The sequence below is a fragment of the Actinosynnema sp. NPDC091369 genome, assembly GCF_044757065.1.
In the GTDB taxonomy this organism is placed as follows: domain Bacteria; phylum Actinomycetota; class Actinomycetes; order Mycobacteriales; family Pseudonocardiaceae; genus Actinosynnema.
Window position 1 is genome coordinate 251,372 of the sequence record NZ_JBIVUG010000006.1, and the last position, 17,137, is coordinate 268,508.

The following is a 17,137-nucleotide window of genomic DNA, read 5'->3' on the forward strand; positions in this document are numbered from 1 at the left end:
GGTGAGCCGGGCGCATCGGCACGGAGGTGCTCGACTATTGCGCGATCGATGCTGTTCACGCCGGATCATTGCTTCGGCGTGGCCTGCTCGAACGATTTTCCGCAATCGCGTTGCCCGCGCCCTTGGCTACCGTGGCCGACATGGCGACGATCTCCGAGCTGTACCACTACCCGGTGAAGGGCTGCGCCGGAATCCGCCTCCAGGCCGGCAGGCTCGGCCACGCCGGCCTCGAACACGACCGCCGCTACCTCGTCACCGACCTCTCCGGCACCTTCCGCTCACAACGCCGCGACCCGCTGCTGGCCACGATCCAGCCCACCGTCGACCCGGACCGGCTCACCCTGTCCGCGCCCGACGCCGGCAGCATCGCCGTGCCCCTCGACACGACCTCGCCACGACGTCCGGTCACCCTGTTCGGCTCGTCGTACACGGGCATCGACCAGGGCGACCCCGTCGCCGCCTGGCTCACCGCCGTCCTCGGCGAACCGAGCCGGCTCGTCCTGGCCCCACCCGAACACCACCGCGTCACCGACGGCCTCACCGCGGGCACGTCGGCCTACGCGGACAGCTGCCCGGTGCACCTGCTGTCCGCCACCTCGCTGCGCGCCCTGAACGCCCGGATCACCGCCAGCGGCGGCCACCCCGTCCCGGCGAGCCGCTTCCGCCCGAACATCGTCGTCGACGACTGGCCCGCCCACGAAGAGGACCACGCCCTCCACCTGACCACCGGAACCGTCGAACTGGCCTACGCCAAACCGGCCATCCGCTGCGCCGTCACCACCGTCGACCAACCAACCGGCACCCGAACCGGCCCGGAACCACTGCGCACCCTCGCCACCTACCGCCGCACACCGACCGGCGTCGCGTTCGGCGCGAAGTACGCCGTCCTCGTCCCGGGCCACCTCTCGGTGGGCGACCGCCTGCTCCCGACCACCCGCTCCGACCTCGACCTGTCCGGCGTCACGGAATCCGCCGCCAGCGCATAACGGGGCGCTTCACGCCTGGCCGACGAACACGGCCTTGTCCGAGCCGAAAGTGGGCTGCAAGGCGATCTGGAGTTCACCGGGCTGCGCACCGACGGAGAAGGCCGTCTCGTACGTGTAGGACTTTCCGGGCAGCACCGTGGCGTTCTCCGCACCGCCGCTCCCGCATCCGCCACTGGAGTCGAACACCGTTTCCGCTTTCCGCCCGTCGAATTGCGCATCGCTGCCGAAGGACAGGAGTCCGGCGTCGAACGGCTTGTCGGTGCCATTCGTGACGGTCACGGTCACCTTGGCCGCGCGAGCGATGTTCGGCGGTGCCGCGTACTGACCGGGCGTGCACGGCGTGGGCGCGGAGACCTCGACGGCCAAGCCGTCGGCCCAGGTGTAGCGCTGCCCCCAAGTGGGCGCCGCCTGCGCCGCCTCGGGCTTCGGCTCGACCGGCGCGGCGCTGTCCGCACCACCGCTGACCTGCCCCTGGTTGGTCGAGCCGTTGATGATCTCGTCGAGCTTCTCCACCGCCGCTTGCTGCGCGATGACGGTGAAGACGATCCCGAGCACGCAGAGCGCCACACCGATCACCGCGATGATCTTCTTGGTGCCGAAGAGCGCGATGAACCCGAGCACGAAACCGACGCCGGCGACGACCGCGGTGAGGTTGTTGAAGATGATGATCGGCGAACCGACGATGCCCACTATGCCGAAAATCAGGGCTGCCCACGCGAGCGCGCCGAACCTGGTCGGCTTCACCGCCACCGGCTGGGGATACGGCTGGGGGTGGGAGATCTGCTGGTGTTCCATGGCGCACTTCCTCGAAATCGATGTACGCCCGATCATCGCGAGTGCGCGAACGCGCGTTACAACGCGTGCCGGACCGTTATCCCGACAACTCCGATGTAACGCACATGCCCTTTTCCGCGATGCACCGCCCGGATAAAGGTGAGCTTTATTCGACATGCGTGTCACGGATCCACCGACGTACCCGAACTACTCCACTGCGTCGAAGGCCAAGCGCCAGGGATAGCCGGCCATCACCGTGCTCCCGGTTCTCGGCGGGTGCGGTTGGAAGCCGCCCTCGCCGAACAGGACGTTCACGCCCGAGGCACGCAACGCGTCGATGCTGCGGTGCAGGACGGGATTGGCGGCGAAGGCCGTGTTCACGAAGGGCAGGACGGCGATCGGCACACCCAGACCGGTGAGCTCGGCGAGTTGGGTCAGCACGTAGGTGTCGGCGATCCCGGCGGCCCACTTGTTGATCGTGTTGTAGGTCGCGGGCGCGACCACCACAGCGTCGGCCTTGGGCAGCGCCGGCTGACCTTGCCGCTGGTAGCCGGTGCGGACGGGGTGGCCGGTCCGGTGCTCCAGCTTGTCCAGGTCGAGGAAGTGCTCGACGGCGGCGGGTGTGGCCACGCAGTGGACCGACCAGCCCCGTTCGTGGGCGAGGTCCACGGCGACGTCGACGTGGTCGGCCGGACCCGCGCCGCAGATCATCAGGTACAGGACTCGCTCGGTCATGCGGGGACTCCGGCTCGGTGTGCCATCTGACGGACTTGGCGGGCGGGTTCACCGGTGGTGGCGGACAGCAACGTGCGCAGGAGGTTGTGGGCGGCCGGTCGGCAGCGAACTTCCTGCGGGGCGACGCGCTCGGCCCGGGTGAGAGTGCGGGCGGCTTCGGCGTAGTTACCGCGCTGGGTGTTGGCCTGCGTCAGGTCGAGCAGGTAGTTGGCCCGGCGTTCGGGCGGTAGGGCGTCGACCGCGCCGGCCGGGATGGTCTTCGCGTAGTGCAGCGCCGACTCGGCCTCGAAGAGGCGGACGAGGGCCGCGACGCGGTGGATGGCCACGTTGGCTCGACCGAACTGGGTGTCGCTCGTGTCGTAGTGCGGTTCCATGCGTTCGGCGGCCTGCATCGCTTCCTCGTGCATGGCCAGGGCCAAAGTCGGGTCCTCCTGCTTGGCGGCGGTGATCGACGCGGTGAGGTAGAGCATCCCTTGGAGGGACAGCAGGCGGCCCGGGTCCCCGGGAACTGCGGGTCGCATCCGCTCTGACATGTCCAGGAGGGCGTTGACAGCCCCGGCACGCTGCCTCGCCGCGGTCATGGCTCGGGCGACGCTCCGGGTGGCCCGAGCCTGTGACCAGGTGTCGTCCACGGCCAGGGCGGTGTGCATGGCCCGGTCGGCCGCCAGCCAGGCGATGTCGTGGCTCTCGAACTTGAGCAGCACCGACGAGGCGATCCGGTAGGCCGTAACGAGGACCCGGTGTGCCGCGACCTGGTCGGCGGGTTGTGCGGTGAGGGTCGCCGCCTGTGCGTCCTCCAGCAGCTCAGGCAGATGGCGGACGACTGTCGTGAAGTGCGATGAGGTCCAGGCGTGGTTGACGTAGTCGGCTTGGCGGGCCAGGTGAGCGACCGAGCGCGGTTGGCGAGCATCGAGGGCCAACCCCGGGTAGCGGCCGAGCGCGGCCCGGATCGCCGTGACCTCCGCGGTGTCCACGCAACCGGCGGCGCGAGCCGCAGCGGGCCCGTCCGTGAGGACGGTGGGGTCGACGGACAACGCGTCCGCGACCAACTCGATGACCGGGATGCGGACCAGGTCCCGCTCGCCGGACTCGATCTTGTCCAGCCACGACGTCGACCGACCGATCATGTCGGCGAACTGCTTGCGGCCGAGGTTGCGGCGCAAGCGCCAGTAGCGGACACGTTTGCCGATCATGTCGGGGGTCTCCGACATCCCACTCCCTCCGCTGGTCACACGCCACGGCTTCGACGTCAGCAGTGCCCACGAACACGATCCCGCAAGCCGCCCTCGACTACGCCGAGATGGGCTGGCCCGTCCTGCCGGGAGCCATCTGGCACAACGGTCACTTCGCCGATCCGGCGGACGAGTCCCGTGTCATCGACCCCTGTCTGCGACCGTCCGAAGAGGCGACCACAGATGCCCGCCGGGTGCGCGAGTGGTGGTCGATGCCCGGACGGCACCAGCCCAACGTCCTCACGGTGACCGGCACGCGCTTGGGGGCGTTCATGGTGGCCGAGAACCTGGTGATGAGGTTGACCGACGACCCTCGGTTCGCCGCCTCACCGACGCCGGTCCTCGCGTTCCCGAACATGCCGATCGCCTACTTCCTCGTCCAACCACCAGTGCCGTCGGTGCTGCTGAGCGCCCAGGCTCGGGTGGTGGCCGCGGGAATGCCCATCCCGCTACCCCCGAGTGCCCTCGACACCACACCGGTGATGTGGCTGGTGACGCCCGAACAGGCAGGCAATCGCCTGGTCTCTGGAGACGCACTGGCGGACCTGATCCACGAGCACGAGAGGAAGGCCGCGTGAGCGCGCACGAGATCGCCCGCCAGGAAGCCCCGCGGCTGTTCGCCATCGTCGAGGAGTACGACGACCCGAAGGACGTTCGCGTCGCCGGCTACGGTCTGGCCTACGGCGACCGGGCCGACGTCAACTCCGTCGAGGGCGACTTCCGGCTCACCTCCGACAGCCCCGACCACGCACGAACCGTGTTCGAGATCAGCTCCCGCTCAGCCGGAGCACGACGAGCGCACGTGATCTGGCTGGACGAAACCTGAAGCACATAACAGGACCACCGCGACGCTCTCATGGCGCAGCGAAGGCGCGAAGCGCTGAAGTGAAGCCCGCCACCGCGGGGGCCAGGGGCGACGAGCCCCGGCGGGGGTCCGGAGGCGGAGCCCACCGGGCGGGGTCTGGGGGTTGCACCCCCAGGGGGCACAGTGGGCGCGGCAGGATTCGAACCTGCGACCGCTCGGGTGTAAACCGAGTGCTCTTCCGCTGAGCTACGCGCCCGGAGAAGCGCCGGTGGTGAGGCGGCGCCGGGAAGGTATCAGGACAGGGCGGCGACGGCCTTCTTCCAAGCCTCCTGGTCGCGGGGTTCGCCGGGGGCGTTCACCTCGGCGTAGCGGACCACGCCGGCGGTGTCGATGAGGAACGTGCCGCGGTTGGCGAGGCCGGCCTGCTCGTTGAACACGCCGTAGACCTGGGCGACCTGCCCGTGCGGCCAGAAGTCCGACAGCAGCGGGAACTGGTAGCCCTCCTGGGCGGCCCACGCCTTCAGGCTGAACGGTGTGTCCACGGACACGCCGATGACCTGCACGTTCTCGTCCTCGTAGGCGGCCAGCTCGTCGCGCACCTGGCACAGCTCGCCGGTGCAGATGCCGCTGAACGCGAACGGGTAGAACACCAGCAGCACGTTGCGCTCCCCGCGGAACGAGGACAGCGTCACGGGCTGCTTGTTGTAGTCGTTGAGCGTGAAGTCAGGGGCCTGAGCGCCAACCTCGACCAATGCAACCCTCCACCACCGCGTGCCACCTGGGCAACCCGAAGAACGGGCTCCACCCGATCGGGGAGCCCGCCGTCGAGCCTAGGGCATGGCGAGCGGCGTGCCTCGTCCGCGGTCAGCGCTTCGTCTTGGCCGACTTCGGGGAGACGAGCCTGGTCGCGGACCAGTCACCGCTCACCGTGATGTTGGAGGTCTGGGCGAGCCCCGCGGTGGACACGGCCTCGGCGATGTCGCTCGGCTCCACGTGACCGGCCCGCCCGGTCTTGGGCGTCAGCACCCAGATCACGCCGTCGTCGGCGAGGGCCGTGGTGGCGTTGATCAAGGCGTCGGCGAGGTCGCCGTCCTCCTCGCGCCACCAGAGCAGGACCACGTCCATGACCTCGTCGGAGTCCTCATCGAGCAGATCACCGCCCACCCGCTCCTCGATCGCGGCACGCAGGTCGTCGTCGACGTCCTCGTCCCAGCCGATCTCCTGGACCACGCTGCCCGGTTCGATCCCGAGCCTGTCGGCGACACCGATCTTGCCGGCGTCTTCCGCGGCGACCACGGCTTCCACTCCTCCAAGTACACAAGAGCGGCAGCCGGGGGTACGACTGCCGCGCGATGTCACTACCAGTCGCGGCTAGCGAACACTGTCAGCCCCGCCACGCGCAACCGTAGAGGCCAAGACACGCCGCATCGGGTACCCCCGAGTGCGGTCCCCCGACCGGATGAGGCACGCTCTACATACCTCCTATTCGCGCGCGCGAGAGAAACGATCCAGAGTTACTCACCGGTAGAGGTGACGGGACCGTGACTGTCGGGCGACGATGGGACTGAGAAGACCCCGGAACGAGGAGATCCCTTGGCCCCGCAGAACACCCCCGAGCGGGTACGCGTCATCCGTGACGGTCTGGCCGCCCACCTCCCCGACATCGACCCGGAGGAGACCGCGGAGTGGCTGGAGTCGTTCGACGCCGCGCTCAAGGGCGGCGGGCAGCAGCGCGCCCGCTACCTGATGCTGCGGCTGCTCGAGCGGGCCAGGGAGAGCCACGTCGGTGTCCCTTCGCTGACCAGCACGGACTACGTGAACACCATTCCCACCGAGCGCGAGCCGTGGTTCCCCGGCGACGAGGAGGTGGAGCGCCGCTACCGGGCCTGGATCCGGTGGAACGCGGCGATGACGGTGCACCGCGCGCAGCGGCCCGGCGTCGGCGTCGGCGGGCACATCTCGACCTACGCGTCGTCGGCGAGCCTGTACGAGGTCGGCTTCAACCACTTCTTCCGGGGCAAGGACCACCCCGGCGGCGGTGACCACGTGTTCATCCAGGGCCACGCCTCCCCCGGCGTGTACGCCCGCGCGTTCCTCGAGGGACGCCTGAGCGCCGAGCAGCTCGACGGCTTCCGCCAGGAGTACTCGCACGCCGGACCGGGCGGCGGCCTGCCGTCGTACCCGCACCCGCGGCTGATGCCGGACTTCTGGGAGTTCCCCACGGTGTCCATGGGCCTGGGCCCGATGAACGCGATCTACCAGGCGCGGTTCAACCGCTACCTGCACGACCGCGGTATCAAGGACACGTCCGACCAGCACGTCTGGGCGTTCCTCGGCGACGGCGAGATGGACGAGCCGGAGTCGCGCGGCCTGCTCCAGGTCGCGGCGAACGAGCAGCTGGACAACCTGACCTTCGTGGTGAACTGCAACCTGCAGCGCCTCGACGGCCCGGTGCGCGGCAACGGCAAGATCATCCAGGAGCTGGAGGCGTTCTTCCGCGGCGCGGGCTGGAACGTCATCAAGGTCATCTGGGGCCGTGAGTGGGACGCCCTGCTGCACGCCGACCGCGACGGCGCGCTGGTCAACCTGATGAACACCACGCCGGACGGCGACTACCAGACGTACAAGGCCAATGACGGCGCGTACGTCCGCGAGCACTTCTTCGGCCGCGACCCGCGGACGAAGGACCTGGTCACGCCGATGTCCGACGACGAGGTGTGGAACCTCAAGCGCGGCGGCCACGACTACCGCAAGGTCTACGCGGCGTACAAGGCGGCGGTGGAGCACCACGGCCAGCCGACGGTCATCCTCGCCAAGACCATCAAGGGCTACGGCCTGGGCCCGCACTTCGCGGCGCGCAACGCCACGCACCAGATGAAGAAGATGACCCACGAGGACCTGAAGCTCTTCCGGGACAGCCTGCGCATCCCGATCGAGGACAAGGACCTGGACCCGTACCTGCCGCCGTACTACCACCCCGGCAAGGACTCCCCGGAGATCCAGTACCTGCTGGAGCGGCGCAAGCAGCTCGGCGGGTTCGTGCCGGAGCGGCGGACGAAGTCCAAGGCGCTGGTGCTGCCGGGCGACAAGGTCTACGACGTGATCCGCAAGGGCTCGGGCAAGCAGGAGGTCGCCACCACGATGGCGTTCGTCCGGCTGGTCCGCGACCTGGCCAAGGACCCGGAGATCGGCGGCCGGATCGTGCCGATCATCCCGGACGAGGCGCGCACGTTCGGCATGGACTCGATGTTCCCGGCGCAGAAGATCTACAACCCGAACGGGCAGATGTACACCTCCGTGGACGCCCAGCTGATGCTGGCGTACAAGGAGAGCGAGCAGGGCCAGATCCTGCACGAGGGCATCAACGAGGCCGGGTCGACGGCGTCGTTCACGGCGGCGGGCACGTCCTACGCCACGCACGGCGAGCCGATGATCCCGATCTACATCTTCTACTCGATGTTCGGGTTCCAGCGGACCGGTGACGGCCTGTGGGCGGCGGCGGACCAGATGGCGCGCGGCTTCGTGCTGGGCGCCACGGCCGGCCGCACCACGTTGACCGGCGAGGGTCTCCAGCACGCGGACGGGCACTCGCTGCTGCTGGCGCACACCAACCCGGCCGTCGTGGCGTACGACCCGGCGTGGTCGTTCGAGGTGGCGCACATCGTCAGGGACGGTCTGCGGCGGATGTACGGCGAGAACGCCGAGAACATCTTCTACTACATGACCGTCTACAACGAGCCGTACCAGCAGCCGGCCGAGCCGGCGGACCTGGACGTCGACGGCCTGCTCAGGGGTCTGTACCGGTACCAGGCGGCGCCGGCGCAGAGCGGTCCGCGGGCGCAGCTGCTGGCGTCCGGCGTGGCGATGCCGTGGGCGGTCGACGCACAGCGGATGCTGGCCGAGGAGTGGGGCGTGCAGGCCGACGTGTGGTCGGCGACGTCGTACTCGGAGCTGCGGCGCGAGGCCGTCGAGGTCGACCGGCACAACCTGCTGCACCCCGACCAGGAGCCCCGCGTGCCGTACGTCACGCAGGTGCTGGCGGACGTGGCGGGCCCCGTGGTGGCGGTGTCGGACTGGATGAGCGCGGTGCCGGACCTGATCCGGCCGTACGTGCCGACCGACATGACCACGCTGGGCACCGACGGGTTCGGCTTCTCCGACACCCGGCCGGCGGCGCGGCGGCACTTCCTGGTCGACGCCGAGTCGATCGTGGTGGCCACGCTGGCGGCGCTGGCCAAGCGCGGCGAGATCCAGCAGTCGCTGGTCGTGCAGGCGGCCCGCAAGTACAAGATCGACGACGTGAGCGCCGCGGGCCCGTCCACCTCGGACGCCGGCCTGGCCTGATCGCCACCCTCGGGGGCGGCACGCGCGGTGACGCGGGTGCCGCCCCCGAGGCGTTTCCGCAGTAATGCGGCCGACCAGCGGAAATCTTCGCTTTCCCGCTGCCGGTTGTGATCCAGCCCATAGACTTGCCCCACGAAACCCGGCGTTCCAACGAGGGGTCGGATGGGGACGCAACCGCTGCACGCGGTGCACCGCACGGTGGTGGTCGTCGACGTGTCGGCGTTCAGCCTGCGGACGCGCATCCGGCAGGAGGAGATCCGGCGGGGCCTCTACGCGGCACTGGAGATCGCGTTCGAGGACAGCGGGCTGGACTGGGCGGCGGCCTACCACGAGGACCGCGGCGACGGCGTGATGGTGCTCGTGCCGCCGGACGTGCCCAAGAGCCGGGTGGTCGGCGGTCTGCCGCACGCGCTGCTGGGCGAGCTGCGCCGGTACAACTTCAACCGCCACGAGGACAGCCGGGTGCGGCTGCGGATGGCGATCACGGCGGGCGAGGTGCAGCACGACAAGGAGGGGGTCGTCGGCGACGAGGTGACGCTGGCGTTCCGGCTGCTCGACTCCTCGCCGCTGCGGCAGGCGCTGGACCGCTCGACCTCGCTGTTCGCGCTGATCGTCTCCGACCGGTTCTACGACGACGTGGTGCGGCCGGACCCGGCGATGGACCCGGAGTCGTTCCGCCCCGTGCACGTGGGCGTCAAGGAGGTGCGCGGGCGCGCCTGGCTGCACGTGCCGAACGGCCACGCGCCACCCCCGAGGCCGGAGCCGAGGCCGAAGCGGGTGCGCCGCGAGCGCCGCGAGCCGCCGTGGGCCCGGCTGGGGCTGGCCGCGCTGCTGGTCGGCGCGGGTGCCGCGGACGCCTTCGGCGCCCGGCCGCCCGCCGAGCCGCCCTGCCCTCCCCCGATCCAGCTGAACGTGCTGGTGTCGGCGGAGAAGGAGCAGGTCGTCCGGTCGCTCGCGCTGGACCTGGAGGACGACTCGGGCCGGCACAACCCGCAGGGCTGCAAGGAGTTCGACGCGCTGGTGTACACGGGCAGGTCCGACCGGGTGGCGGCCGAGGCGCTGGGCCGGGGCTGGCAGCCGGGCGACCTGACCCTGGTGGACGCCGCCGAGCCGCACGTGTGGCTGCCGGACACCACCGCCGAGGTCACCGCCGTGGAGGAGGCGTTGCGGCAGCGCGACGACGTGCGGCTGCACCGCCGTGGTGAGGTGGCGATCTCACCGGTGGTGCTGGGCGCGTCGGAGGAGCTGGCCGGGCGGATCGCGCCGCAGGACGGCGAGTTCGAGTGGCGTGACGTGCGGCGGCCGTCGGCGGCGGTGGACACCTCGTCGGGCGTCGGGACGGCCGCGGCCGCCGCGTTGCTGTACGGCCAGTTGGGCGAGTTGGACCCGAACTCGCCGACCTTCCTGCGCGAGGTGCGCCGGGTCACCGGCCGCACGACCGACGACGGGCCGTGCACGGGCGACGTGGCGCTGGTCGGCTCCGAGCGGGCGGTGGCGCGCACCGCCGGCTGCCGGGTGCTGTACCCGCGGGAGGGCGCGCTGGTGCTGGACCACCCGTTCGTCGAGGTGGAGCGGCCCGGTCGGCCGAACCAGTGGCGGCAGCGGATCGTGGACCGGTTCCTGGCGCACCTGCTGTCGCCGCACGCCCAGGAGGAGTTCAAGCGGGCCGGTTTCCGCGACCTGGCCTGGAACACCGGCCTGCGGTCGGGTCCGGGAGTGCGCCCGGACCGGCCCCGGCCGCTGGCGGTCGAACCGGACGTGAGGCTGGTGCAGCGGGCGTGGGACGCCACGAGCAGGGCGCAGGTGTTCGGGGTGGCCCGGGACGGCTCGCCGGAGGCGAACCTGTTCGCGACCCGGGTGCGGGAGCTGGCCGGCCCGCGCGACCGGGTGGTGGACCTGCCGTTGACCGAAGGCGCGCTCGAGGACGGCGTCGGGCAGCACGTGGACGTGGTGGTGCTGGTGGCGTCGGCCCGGGCCCCTTCGATACCCAAGTCCGCCGGTGGTCGCGTCCGGGTGGTGGCCGTCGGGTTCACGGAAGGCGCGTGCGGGGCCTCAGCGCCGCTGTACGAGGCCGCACAGGCCAACGGGGGTCCTTGCGTGGAGATCGTCTCCCGGAACGGCTCCGGGGCCACTCAGGGCCAGGAAGACGCTTTGGACGCCATCAGGCGCGCCGCGTGGGGAGGGTGACGTGATCCGCTTTCTCGTGCCGCTGGTGGTGCTCCTGGCGGCCTGCACGACCCCGGTCCGGGACGACGCCGTGGACGGCACCGGTCCGATCACCTTCGTGGACGGCCTCGACACCACCGCGCACGGCCGGGTGCGCGAGCTCGTCGACCGCTGGAACGCGCAGGCCAGCAGGCGCGAGCAGGTGACGTTCGTGGAGATGCCGACGTCCACCGACGCCCACCGCGCCCAGCTGACCGCGCGCGGTCAGGACCTGCGGGGCGTGCGGGGCAGCCCGGACTGCTACGACGTGATGGCCGTGGACATGGTGTGGACGGTGCCGTTCGCCGCGGCCGGTCACCTGGAGCCGCTGGACCCGGTCGAGTTCGGCGTCGACCGGATGCTGTCCGCGGCGGTGAACGCGGCCAGGTCCCCGGACGGCCGCACGCTGTGGGCGGTGCCCTGGCGCAGCGACGCCGGGTTGCTCTACTACCGCAAGGACGTGCTCGACGAGGTGGGGGTCGCCCCGCCGACCTCGTGGGAGGAGCTGCGGCGGCAGGCGGTCGAGATCGCGCCGCGGTACGGCTTGCAGGGCTTCGTGGGCCAGTTCCGGCGCTACGAGGGCCTGATCGTGAACACGGCCGAGGCCGTCTGGGCGCACCGCGGCGACCTGGAGCGCCTGGACGCCGCCGAGACGAAGGCGGGCGTGCGGGCCGTCGCCGACGGCTTCGCGCAGGGCTGGATCCCGCGCGAGGCCCGCGACTACGACGAGCCCGGCTCGCTGGACGCCTTCCGGTCCGACCGCGCGCTGTTCATGCGCAACTGGCCGTACGCCGGACCGGTGCTGGACACCGACGGGTCGAAGGTGATCGGCAAGTGGGGCAGGGTCGCGCTGCCGTGGCCCAGCGCGTTGGGCGGCTGGAACCTGGCCGTGTCGCGGTGCTCGGCGAACCAGCGGACCGCCCGCGAGTTCATCAAGTTCCTCACCCGTGACGACAACCAGCGGCGCATGGCCGAGCTCGCCGGGTGGGCCCCCACGACCCGGGCGCTGTACGACGAGCCCGGCCTGGTCCCGCCCGAGCTGCGCGACAGTTTGCTCAACGCCCGGATCCGGCGACCGTCGCCGCACTACGACGAGCTGACCAGCGTGATGCAGGAGAGCCTGCACCACGTGCTGGAGAACCCGGGCTCGGTCGGCCAGTCGCTGGACCAGCTCGCGGACGACCTCGCCCGGGCCGCCGAGGGGCGCTAGGAGGTGGCCGCCGCGACCCGGCCGGTGGTCTGCTTGGCGGCGCGGTTCCAGTCGATCCAGCCGCGGATCACCAGGACGGCGAAGACGGTGTAGACGGCGGCGCTGAACCACAGGCCGGACTGGATCTGCAGCGGCACGCCGATCGCGTCCACCACGAGCCACACCAGCCAGAACTCGACCAGGCCGAAGCCCTGGAGGGTGAAGGCGAGGACGGTGCCGACGAAGATCGCGGCGTCCGGCCACGGCGCCCACGAGGCGTCCAGGGCGTCCAGCAGGGACGCGAACGCGACCGTGCCGAGGACGAAGGCCGCGGCCACGGCGACGCGCTCCTTCGCGGTGCCCTTGCGGACCACCACGCCGAACACCGGGTCACGCCGGCGCGTCCACGCCCACCAGCCGTAGAGCGTGATCAGCGCGATCACGACCTGGCGCGCGGCCGTGCCGCCGAGCTGGGCGGACACGTAGACCACGAACAGCAGCGTGACCGAGACCAGCTGCACGGGCCACGTCCAGAGCGAGCGTTTCTGCGCCAGGTACACCACCACCAGCGCGAAGACCTGGCCGATGAACTCGGCCCAGGAGACCTTCTGCCCGAACACCGTGAAGCCCTGCTGCATCAAGACGTGCACCGCGTCCTCCATCCCCGACAGGCGTCTCCGGGGCATGGCGGGCCAACGGCATGCGCGCCTCCCATCCGGACTTTCACCGTCGGCCCCGGAGTTCCACCGGGTCAACCGCCCTGGTGGGCGGGTCGCGGGCTGTCACCGCCGGTTCGGATTTCCACCGAGCCCCGGAGCGCATGTCTCTCATCGCGTCGGAACATCATCGCGCGCGGAACTGTTCCTGGGGTGACCGAAAGCACACTCGGCACGATCCGAGAAGTCGCGTCCCGCTGGTCACCTCGACTTCAGCCCCGGTACACCGGCGGCCAGTAGCTTCCGCCGAATGCGAATCCTGCTCATGGCCGCGGTGGTGCCGCTGCTCATCGCCTCCTCCCCCGGGCCCGACGAGGTCGTGCCGGTCACCCAGACCCGCGCGTTCGTCGACGACGCCTCCGGGACGCCGGCCAACGCCGACGCCGACGACCCGGCGGTGTGGGTGCACCCGCGCTCGGCGCGGCAGAGCGTCGTGCTCGGCACGCTGAAGGAAGGCGGGCTGGCCGCGTTCGACCTGGCCGGCCGCACCCTCGGCACGTATCCGGCGCCCGCGCCGCCGACGCCGGGTGCCAAGCCGGGCCGGTTCAACAACGTCGACGTGCTGAGCCGGGTGCCGGTCGGCGGGCGGTCGCGCGACCTGGCGTTCGTCAGCGACCGCGGCCGGGACCGCGTCCGGGTCTACGAGCTCGACGGTCGCGGCGCGGCGGCGGGCCCGGCCGTCGTGCGGGACGTGACCGACCCCGGCGCGCGGCCGGTGTTCTCCTCGTCGGAGGAGGAGGTGGACGACCAGCACACCGCGTACGGGCTGGCGGCCGGGTTCGTCGGCCGCACGCCGGTGGTCGTGGTGAACCGGCGCAACGAGACCAGGGTGGCGCTGCTGCGGGTGACGCCCGGTCCGGACGGCTCGGTCGGCACGGCGGTGGTGTCCGCGCTCGACCTGCCGTCGTCGTTCCCGCTGCCCGACGGCACGACGTGGACGCCGTGCGGCGAGCCGGGCGAAGGGCCTCAGCTGGAGGGCATGGTGGTCGACTCCGAGCACGGCGTGCTGTACGCCGCGCAGGAGGACGTCGGCATCTGGCGCGTGCCGCTGCGGGCGACCGGGTTCGGCACGCCCGCGCTGGTCGACCGGGTTCGCTCGTTCGGGGTACCGCAGAGCTACGACCCGGAGACCGAGGAGTGCTCGGTGTCGGGCGCGGACCCCGGTTTCGGCGGCCGGCACCTGACCGCCGACGCCGAGGGCCTGACCGTCGGCGACGGCTACCTGATCGCGTCCAGCCAGGGCGACTCGCGGTTCGTGGCCTACGAGCGGACCGGCCGAAACCGCCACGTCGGCGAGTTCGTGGTGGGCGCGGGCCGGGGCAACGACTCGGTCGAGCACTCCGACGGCGCGCACCTGGTGACCGCCGACCTCGGGCCCGCCTACCCGGAGGGCCTGCTGGTGGTGCACGACGGCGAGCGCACCCCGGCCGCGGGCGACCTGCCGACCACCGGGTTCGCGTACGTGAGCTGGGCGGACGTGCTGGACGAGCTGGACTGACCTCGCGCGAACGCCGACAGGCCCCCGCCCGGTGCTCCGGGTCGGGGGCCTGTCGGCGTCTGCGACGGGTGTCGTGGCGGGTGCCGGCGCCGGTCGGGTCAGCGCCGGTCGGGTCAGCGCCCTTCGGTGTGCGGCGGCATCGGCATGCCCGCGGGCGGGGTCGGCGGGTCCACCGGGGCCTGCCGGGCCGAGCGGGCGGTGGCCGTCACCGGCTCCTGCGCCCGGCTCGTCATGGTGTCCTGGGACTGGCGCGGCGCGGGCGCGATGTGCGCGGACTCCTCCTGGATGCGGTTGAGCCAGCCCTCCCAGCGCTGCTGCATCGGGCGGACCAGGCCGCCGCCGACGCCGATCACGATCACGCCGGCGATCGTGGCCAGCACCGTGATCAGCACCGGCATGGTGACCGCGACGGCGATGCCCAGCTGGTTGAGCGCGGCGATGACGCCCAGCGCCACGATGAAGCCGTACGTGATGCCGCCCAGCATCCGCGTGTACGGCCGGTTGCCCAGCGCGCCGGTGACCAGGCCGCGCAGGGCCTTGCCGATCGCGGCGGCGACGAGCACCAGGACGATCGCCACGGCGATGCGCGGCAGGTACGCGATGACGTCGTTGAGCAGGGCGCTCACCGCGTTGCCGGTGCCGAACACGCCGAACGCGAGCTGGAGGGCGATCAGCAGCACGAAGTAGTAGACCAGCTTGACGATGAGCCCGGAGGCGTCGATCGGGGACTTCGCCATCGCGCCGGACAGCCCGGACCGCTCCACGAGCCGGTCGAAGCCGACCCGTTTGAGCAGGAAGCCGACGGCCTTGCTCAGCGCCTTGGCGATGATCCACCCGATGAGCAGCACGACCAGGAAGCCGAGGAGTTTCGGCACGAACGTGGCCACCATCGTCCACGCCTGCCCGAGTCCTTCGGTGATCTGGGTACCCACGACGACCCTCCTTCGCGTTTGGCTTGTGCCGGGATCGTTTCTCAGCCCGCATCACCCGGCAACCTGAAGTGGTGGCACGAAAGGGTGACTGACGTGGCGGTTCTCGCGTCGGCAGTCCAGAGTGGAATCACCGGTGGGGACCGGGGAGAGGGAAACGCCCGGCGCGAGGTTCTCGCGCCGGGCGTTTTCGCATCGCGGGTCGGGTCACGGCGCCTACCACCGGGCCGACAGGCCCCTACCGTCCAGGTAGGCCCGCACGTGCTCGGGCGAGCTCACCCGGCTCACGTCGGGCCGCGGGTCACCGGGGCAGTACGAGCTGCTGGCGGGCAGGATTCCGTCGATCAGGTACCGGTTGACGGCCCGGTCCACGCACGCGTTGCCGCTGCCGTACAGGCCGTGCTTGCCCTCGTCCCGCACGGTGATGAGGTTGTGCCCGAGCCGTTCCGCCATGGCCGGGCCGCTCTCGTACTGCGTCTGGGTGTCGCCCTCCGCCTGCACCACCACCCCCACGGGGTAGCCCGCGCGCTTGAGCGTTACGGCGGGCTCCGGCGGGGTGAAGCTGCGGAACGCGCACGTCGTCGGCGCCGCGCGCATCACGCCGAAGCCGTACGGGTAGCGGTCGCGGAAGACGCGCATGTCCTCGTAGTAGGTCTCCAGGTCGGTCGGCCAGTCGACCTCGCACGTGACCGTGTTGAACACGCCGGAGACCAGGTCGTCCTGCGCATGGCCGGACATCAGCGCGCCGGCCGCGGACGGCGCCCCGGACTGGAGCTGGGTCACCGCCACCGCGAGGTCCGACCACAGTGGACGGTACCGCGCCCCGACGCCGACCGCCGCGTCGAAGCGGGTGCGGTCGTGCTCGCCGACCGGTTTCGTCGCCAGGGCCGTCGCCACCGCCTCGACCGACCCCATCACCGCGTCGGGTGTCGCGCCGAGCTGGAACCGGTCGTGGTGCTGGGCGACCCAGGTGGACCAAGCCTCCACGTTGCGCCGGTAGGCCACCGCCTGCGCGCGGAACTGCTCGCGCCAGATCCACTCGGGGTGCACGGCCGAGTCGAGCACGCTGCGGTCCATCCGCGCCGGGAACAGGCTGCCGTACACCGCGCCCAGGTACGTGCCGTAGGAGTAGCCGAGGTAGTTGAGCTTCTCCTCGCCGAGCACGGCCCGCACCACGTCGAGGTCGCGCGCGGTGTTGGCGGTGCTGATGTAGGGCCGGATGCCGCCGGCGGAGCGGTGGCAGGCGTCCTCGGCGGCCTGCGCCTCGGCGGCCCACTTGGGGAACTCCGAATCAGCCGGTCGGGTGTCGACCGTGGCCAGCTCGGGGACCGTGCGGCAGGTCAGCGCGGTCGAGCCGCCGACGCCGCGCGGGTCGAACCCGACCAGGTCGTAGACCTTGGCGAGCTCGCTGCCCGCGAGGAACGTCGGCATGCCCAGGCCCGACCCGCCCGGCCCGCCGGGGTTGAGCACCAGGATGCCGCGCCGCCGGGCCGGTTCCGCGGCCTTCTTCCGGCTGATGACCAGCGATATCCGCTCGGCCGCGGGCCGCGCGTAGTCCAGTGGCAGCACCAGTTCGGCGCACTCCAGCGACTGCTTGCACGGCGACCACGTGAGCTGCTGCGAGTGGAACTCGACCAGCGGATCGCTGCGCGCCGCTCCGAGCGACGGGACGACCGCCGTCGCCAGCACGGCGCCGACCGCCAGCGCGACTGACATGTACCTGC

Annotated in this window: 15 protein-coding genes, 1 tRNA gene and 1 riboswitch; of the genes, 7 read left to right on the top strand and 9 right to left on the bottom strand. The window is 71.3% G+C overall.

The window, feature by feature from the left end; all coding sequences use genetic code 11:
• The first annotated feature begins 140 nt into the window (after window positions 1-140).
• Window positions 141-986 carry an MOSC domain-containing protein gene (locus tag ACIQMJ_RS24330; RefSeq protein ID WP_499763298.1) on the top strand — a complete coding sequence of 282 codons (846 nt, stop codon included), beginning with the start codon at window positions 141-143 and terminating at the stop codon, window positions 984-986.
• A gap of 9 nt (window positions 987-995) precedes the next feature.
• Here ACIQMJ_RS24330 and ACIQMJ_RS24335 read toward each other — a convergent pair whose 3' ends face one another.
• The 3 genes from ACIQMJ_RS24335 to ACIQMJ_RS24345 all read right to left on the bottom strand — a co-directional run bounded on the left by ACIQMJ_RS24335 (window position 996) and on the right by ACIQMJ_RS24345 (window position 3,706).
• Window positions 996-1,781 carry a hypothetical protein gene (locus tag ACIQMJ_RS24335; RefSeq protein ID WP_499763299.1) on the bottom strand — a complete coding sequence of 262 codons (786 nt, stop codon included), beginning with the start codon at window positions 1,779-1,781 and terminating at the stop codon, window positions 996-998.
• 186 nt (window positions 1,782-1,967) lie between these two features.
• Window positions 1,968-2,495 (bottom strand): flavoprotein, encoded by a 528-nt coding sequence (locus ACIQMJ_RS24340; protein ID WP_499763300.1) that lies wholly within the window; start codon window positions 2,493-2,495, stop codon window positions 1,968-1,970.
• Window positions 2,492-3,706 (bottom strand): helix-turn-helix domain-containing protein, encoded by a 1,215-nt coding sequence (locus ACIQMJ_RS24345; RefSeq protein WP_499763301.1) that lies wholly within the window; start codon window positions 3,704-3,706, stop codon window positions 2,492-2,494. Before ACIQMJ_RS24345 ends, ACIQMJ_RS24340 begins: the two co-directional genes overlap by 4 nt.
• A gap of 44 nt (window positions 3,707-3,750) precedes the next feature.
• On the opposite strand from ACIQMJ_RS24345, the gene ACIQMJ_RS24350 reads away from it, so the two are divergent.
• Window positions 3,751-4,305, top strand: coding sequence for a bifunctional DNA primase/polymerase (locus tag ACIQMJ_RS24350; protein ID WP_499763302.1), 555 nt, complete (start codon window positions 3,751-3,753; stop codon window positions 4,303-4,305).
• Entirely contained in the window at window positions 4,302-4,553 is a 252-nt protein-coding gene (locus ACIQMJ_RS24355) for a hypothetical protein (protein ID WP_499763303.1), read from the top strand. The genes ACIQMJ_RS24350 and ACIQMJ_RS24355 overlap by 4 nt, the downstream gene beginning before the upstream one ends.
• A 163-nt stretch (window positions 4,554-4,716) precedes the next feature.
• Here ACIQMJ_RS24355 and ACIQMJ_RS24360 read toward each other — a convergent pair.
• The 3 genes from ACIQMJ_RS24360 to ACIQMJ_RS24370 form a co-directional block, all read right to left on the bottom strand.
• Window positions 4,717-4,788, bottom strand: a tRNA-Val gene (locus ACIQMJ_RS24360).
• A 37-nt stretch (window positions 4,789-4,825) separates the two neighbouring features.
• The gene (locus ACIQMJ_RS24365) at window positions 4,826-5,284 is read right to left on the bottom strand and encodes a peroxiredoxin (RefSeq protein WP_499763304.1); all 459 of its coding nucleotides are present in this window, start codon (window positions 5,282-5,284) and stop codon (window positions 4,826-4,828) included.
• Window positions 5,285-5,396: 112 nt separating this feature from the next.
• Window positions 5,397-5,828, bottom strand: coding sequence for a DUF3052 domain-containing protein (locus ACIQMJ_RS24370; RefSeq protein WP_123748036.1), 432 nt, complete (start codon window positions 5,826-5,828; stop codon window positions 5,397-5,399).
• Between the two features lie 297 nt (window positions 5,829-6,125).
• On the opposite strand from ACIQMJ_RS24370, the gene aceE reads away from it, so the two are divergent.
• The 3 genes from aceE (at window position 6,126) to ACIQMJ_RS24385 (ending at window position 12,291) form a co-directional block, all read left to right on the top strand.
• Window positions 6,126-8,876 carry a pyruvate dehydrogenase (acetyl-transferring), homodimeric type gene (gene aceE / locus ACIQMJ_RS24375; RefSeq protein ID WP_499763305.1) on the top strand — a complete coding sequence of 917 codons (2,751 nt, stop codon included), beginning with the start codon at window positions 6,126-6,128 and terminating at the stop codon, window positions 8,874-8,876.
• A 162-nt stretch (window positions 8,877-9,038) separates the two neighbouring features.
• Window positions 9,039-11,063 carry a substrate-binding domain-containing protein gene (locus tag ACIQMJ_RS24380; protein ID WP_499763306.1) on the top strand — a complete coding sequence of 675 codons (2,025 nt, stop codon included), beginning with the start codon at window positions 9,039-9,041 and terminating at the stop codon, window positions 11,061-11,063.
• 1 nt (window position 11,064) lies between these two features.
• Window positions 11,065-12,291, top strand: coding sequence for an extracellular solute-binding protein (locus ACIQMJ_RS24385; protein ID WP_499763307.1), 1,227 nt, complete (start codon window positions 11,065-11,067; stop codon window positions 12,289-12,291).
• On the opposite strand, the gene pnuC is transcribed toward ACIQMJ_RS24385, so the two are convergent.
• Complete coding sequence (gene pnuC, locus ACIQMJ_RS24390; RefSeq protein ID WP_499763308.1) at window positions 12,288-12,920, bottom strand: nicotinamide riboside transporter PnuC; 633 nt, start codon at window positions 12,918-12,920, stop codon at window positions 12,288-12,290. The genes ACIQMJ_RS24385 and pnuC overlap by 4 nt on opposite strands.
• 49 nt (window positions 12,921-12,969) lie before the next feature.
• Window positions 12,970-13,093, bottom strand: a riboswitch (FMN riboswitch).
• 143 nt (window positions 13,094-13,236) lie between these two features.
• Between pnuC and ACIQMJ_RS24395 the strand changes: the two genes are divergently transcribed.
• A complete protein-coding gene (locus ACIQMJ_RS24395) occupies window positions 13,237-14,484 on the top strand; it encodes a phytase (RefSeq protein ID WP_499763309.1) in 1,248 nt (415 codons plus the stop codon).
• 113 nt (window positions 14,485-14,597) lie between these two features.
• On the opposite strand, the gene ACIQMJ_RS24400 is transcribed toward ACIQMJ_RS24395, so the two are convergent.
• Both ACIQMJ_RS24400 and ACIQMJ_RS24405 read right to left on the bottom strand, forming a co-directional pair.
• The gene (locus ACIQMJ_RS24400) at window positions 14,598-15,416 is read right to left on the bottom strand and encodes a mechanosensitive ion channel family protein (RefSeq protein WP_499763310.1); all 819 of its coding nucleotides are present in this window, start codon (window positions 15,414-15,416) and stop codon (window positions 14,598-14,600) included.
• 213 nt (window positions 15,417-15,629) lie between these two features.
• Entirely contained in the window at window positions 15,630-17,129 is a 1,500-nt protein-coding gene (locus tag ACIQMJ_RS24405) for an alpha/beta hydrolase (protein ID WP_499763311.1), read from the bottom strand.
• Window positions 17,130-17,137: the final 8 nt, after the last annotated feature.

Bases quoted from the DNA above. Each gene is read 5' to 3' on its own strand.
- ACIQMJ_RS24330 (WP_499763298.1), top strand. From the start codon at position 141: ATGGCGACGATCTCCGAGCTGTACCACTACCCGGTGAAGGGCTGCGCC.
- ACIQMJ_RS24395 (WP_499763309.1), top strand. From the start codon at position 13,237: ATGCGAATCCTGCTCATGGCCGCGGTGGTGCCGCTGCTCATCGCCTCC.
- ACIQMJ_RS24405 (WP_499763311.1), bottom strand. From the start codon at position 17,129: ATGTCAGTCGCGCTGGCGGTCGGCGCCGTGCTGGCGACGGCGGTCGTC.
- ACIQMJ_RS24335 (WP_499763299.1), bottom strand. From the start codon at position 1,781: ATGGAACACCAGCAGATCTCCCACCCCCAGCCGTATCCCCAGCCGGTG.
- ACIQMJ_RS24345 (WP_499763301.1), bottom strand. From the start codon at position 3,706: ATGTCGGAGACCCCCGACATGATCGGCAAACGTGTCCGCTACTGGCGC.
- ACIQMJ_RS24380 (WP_499763306.1), top strand. From the start codon at position 9,039: ATGGGGACGCAACCGCTGCACGCGGTGCACCGCACGGTGGTGGTCGTC.
- ACIQMJ_RS24340 (WP_499763300.1), bottom strand. From the start codon at position 2,495: ATGACCGAGCGAGTCCTGTACCTGATGATCTGCGGCGCGGGTCCGGCC.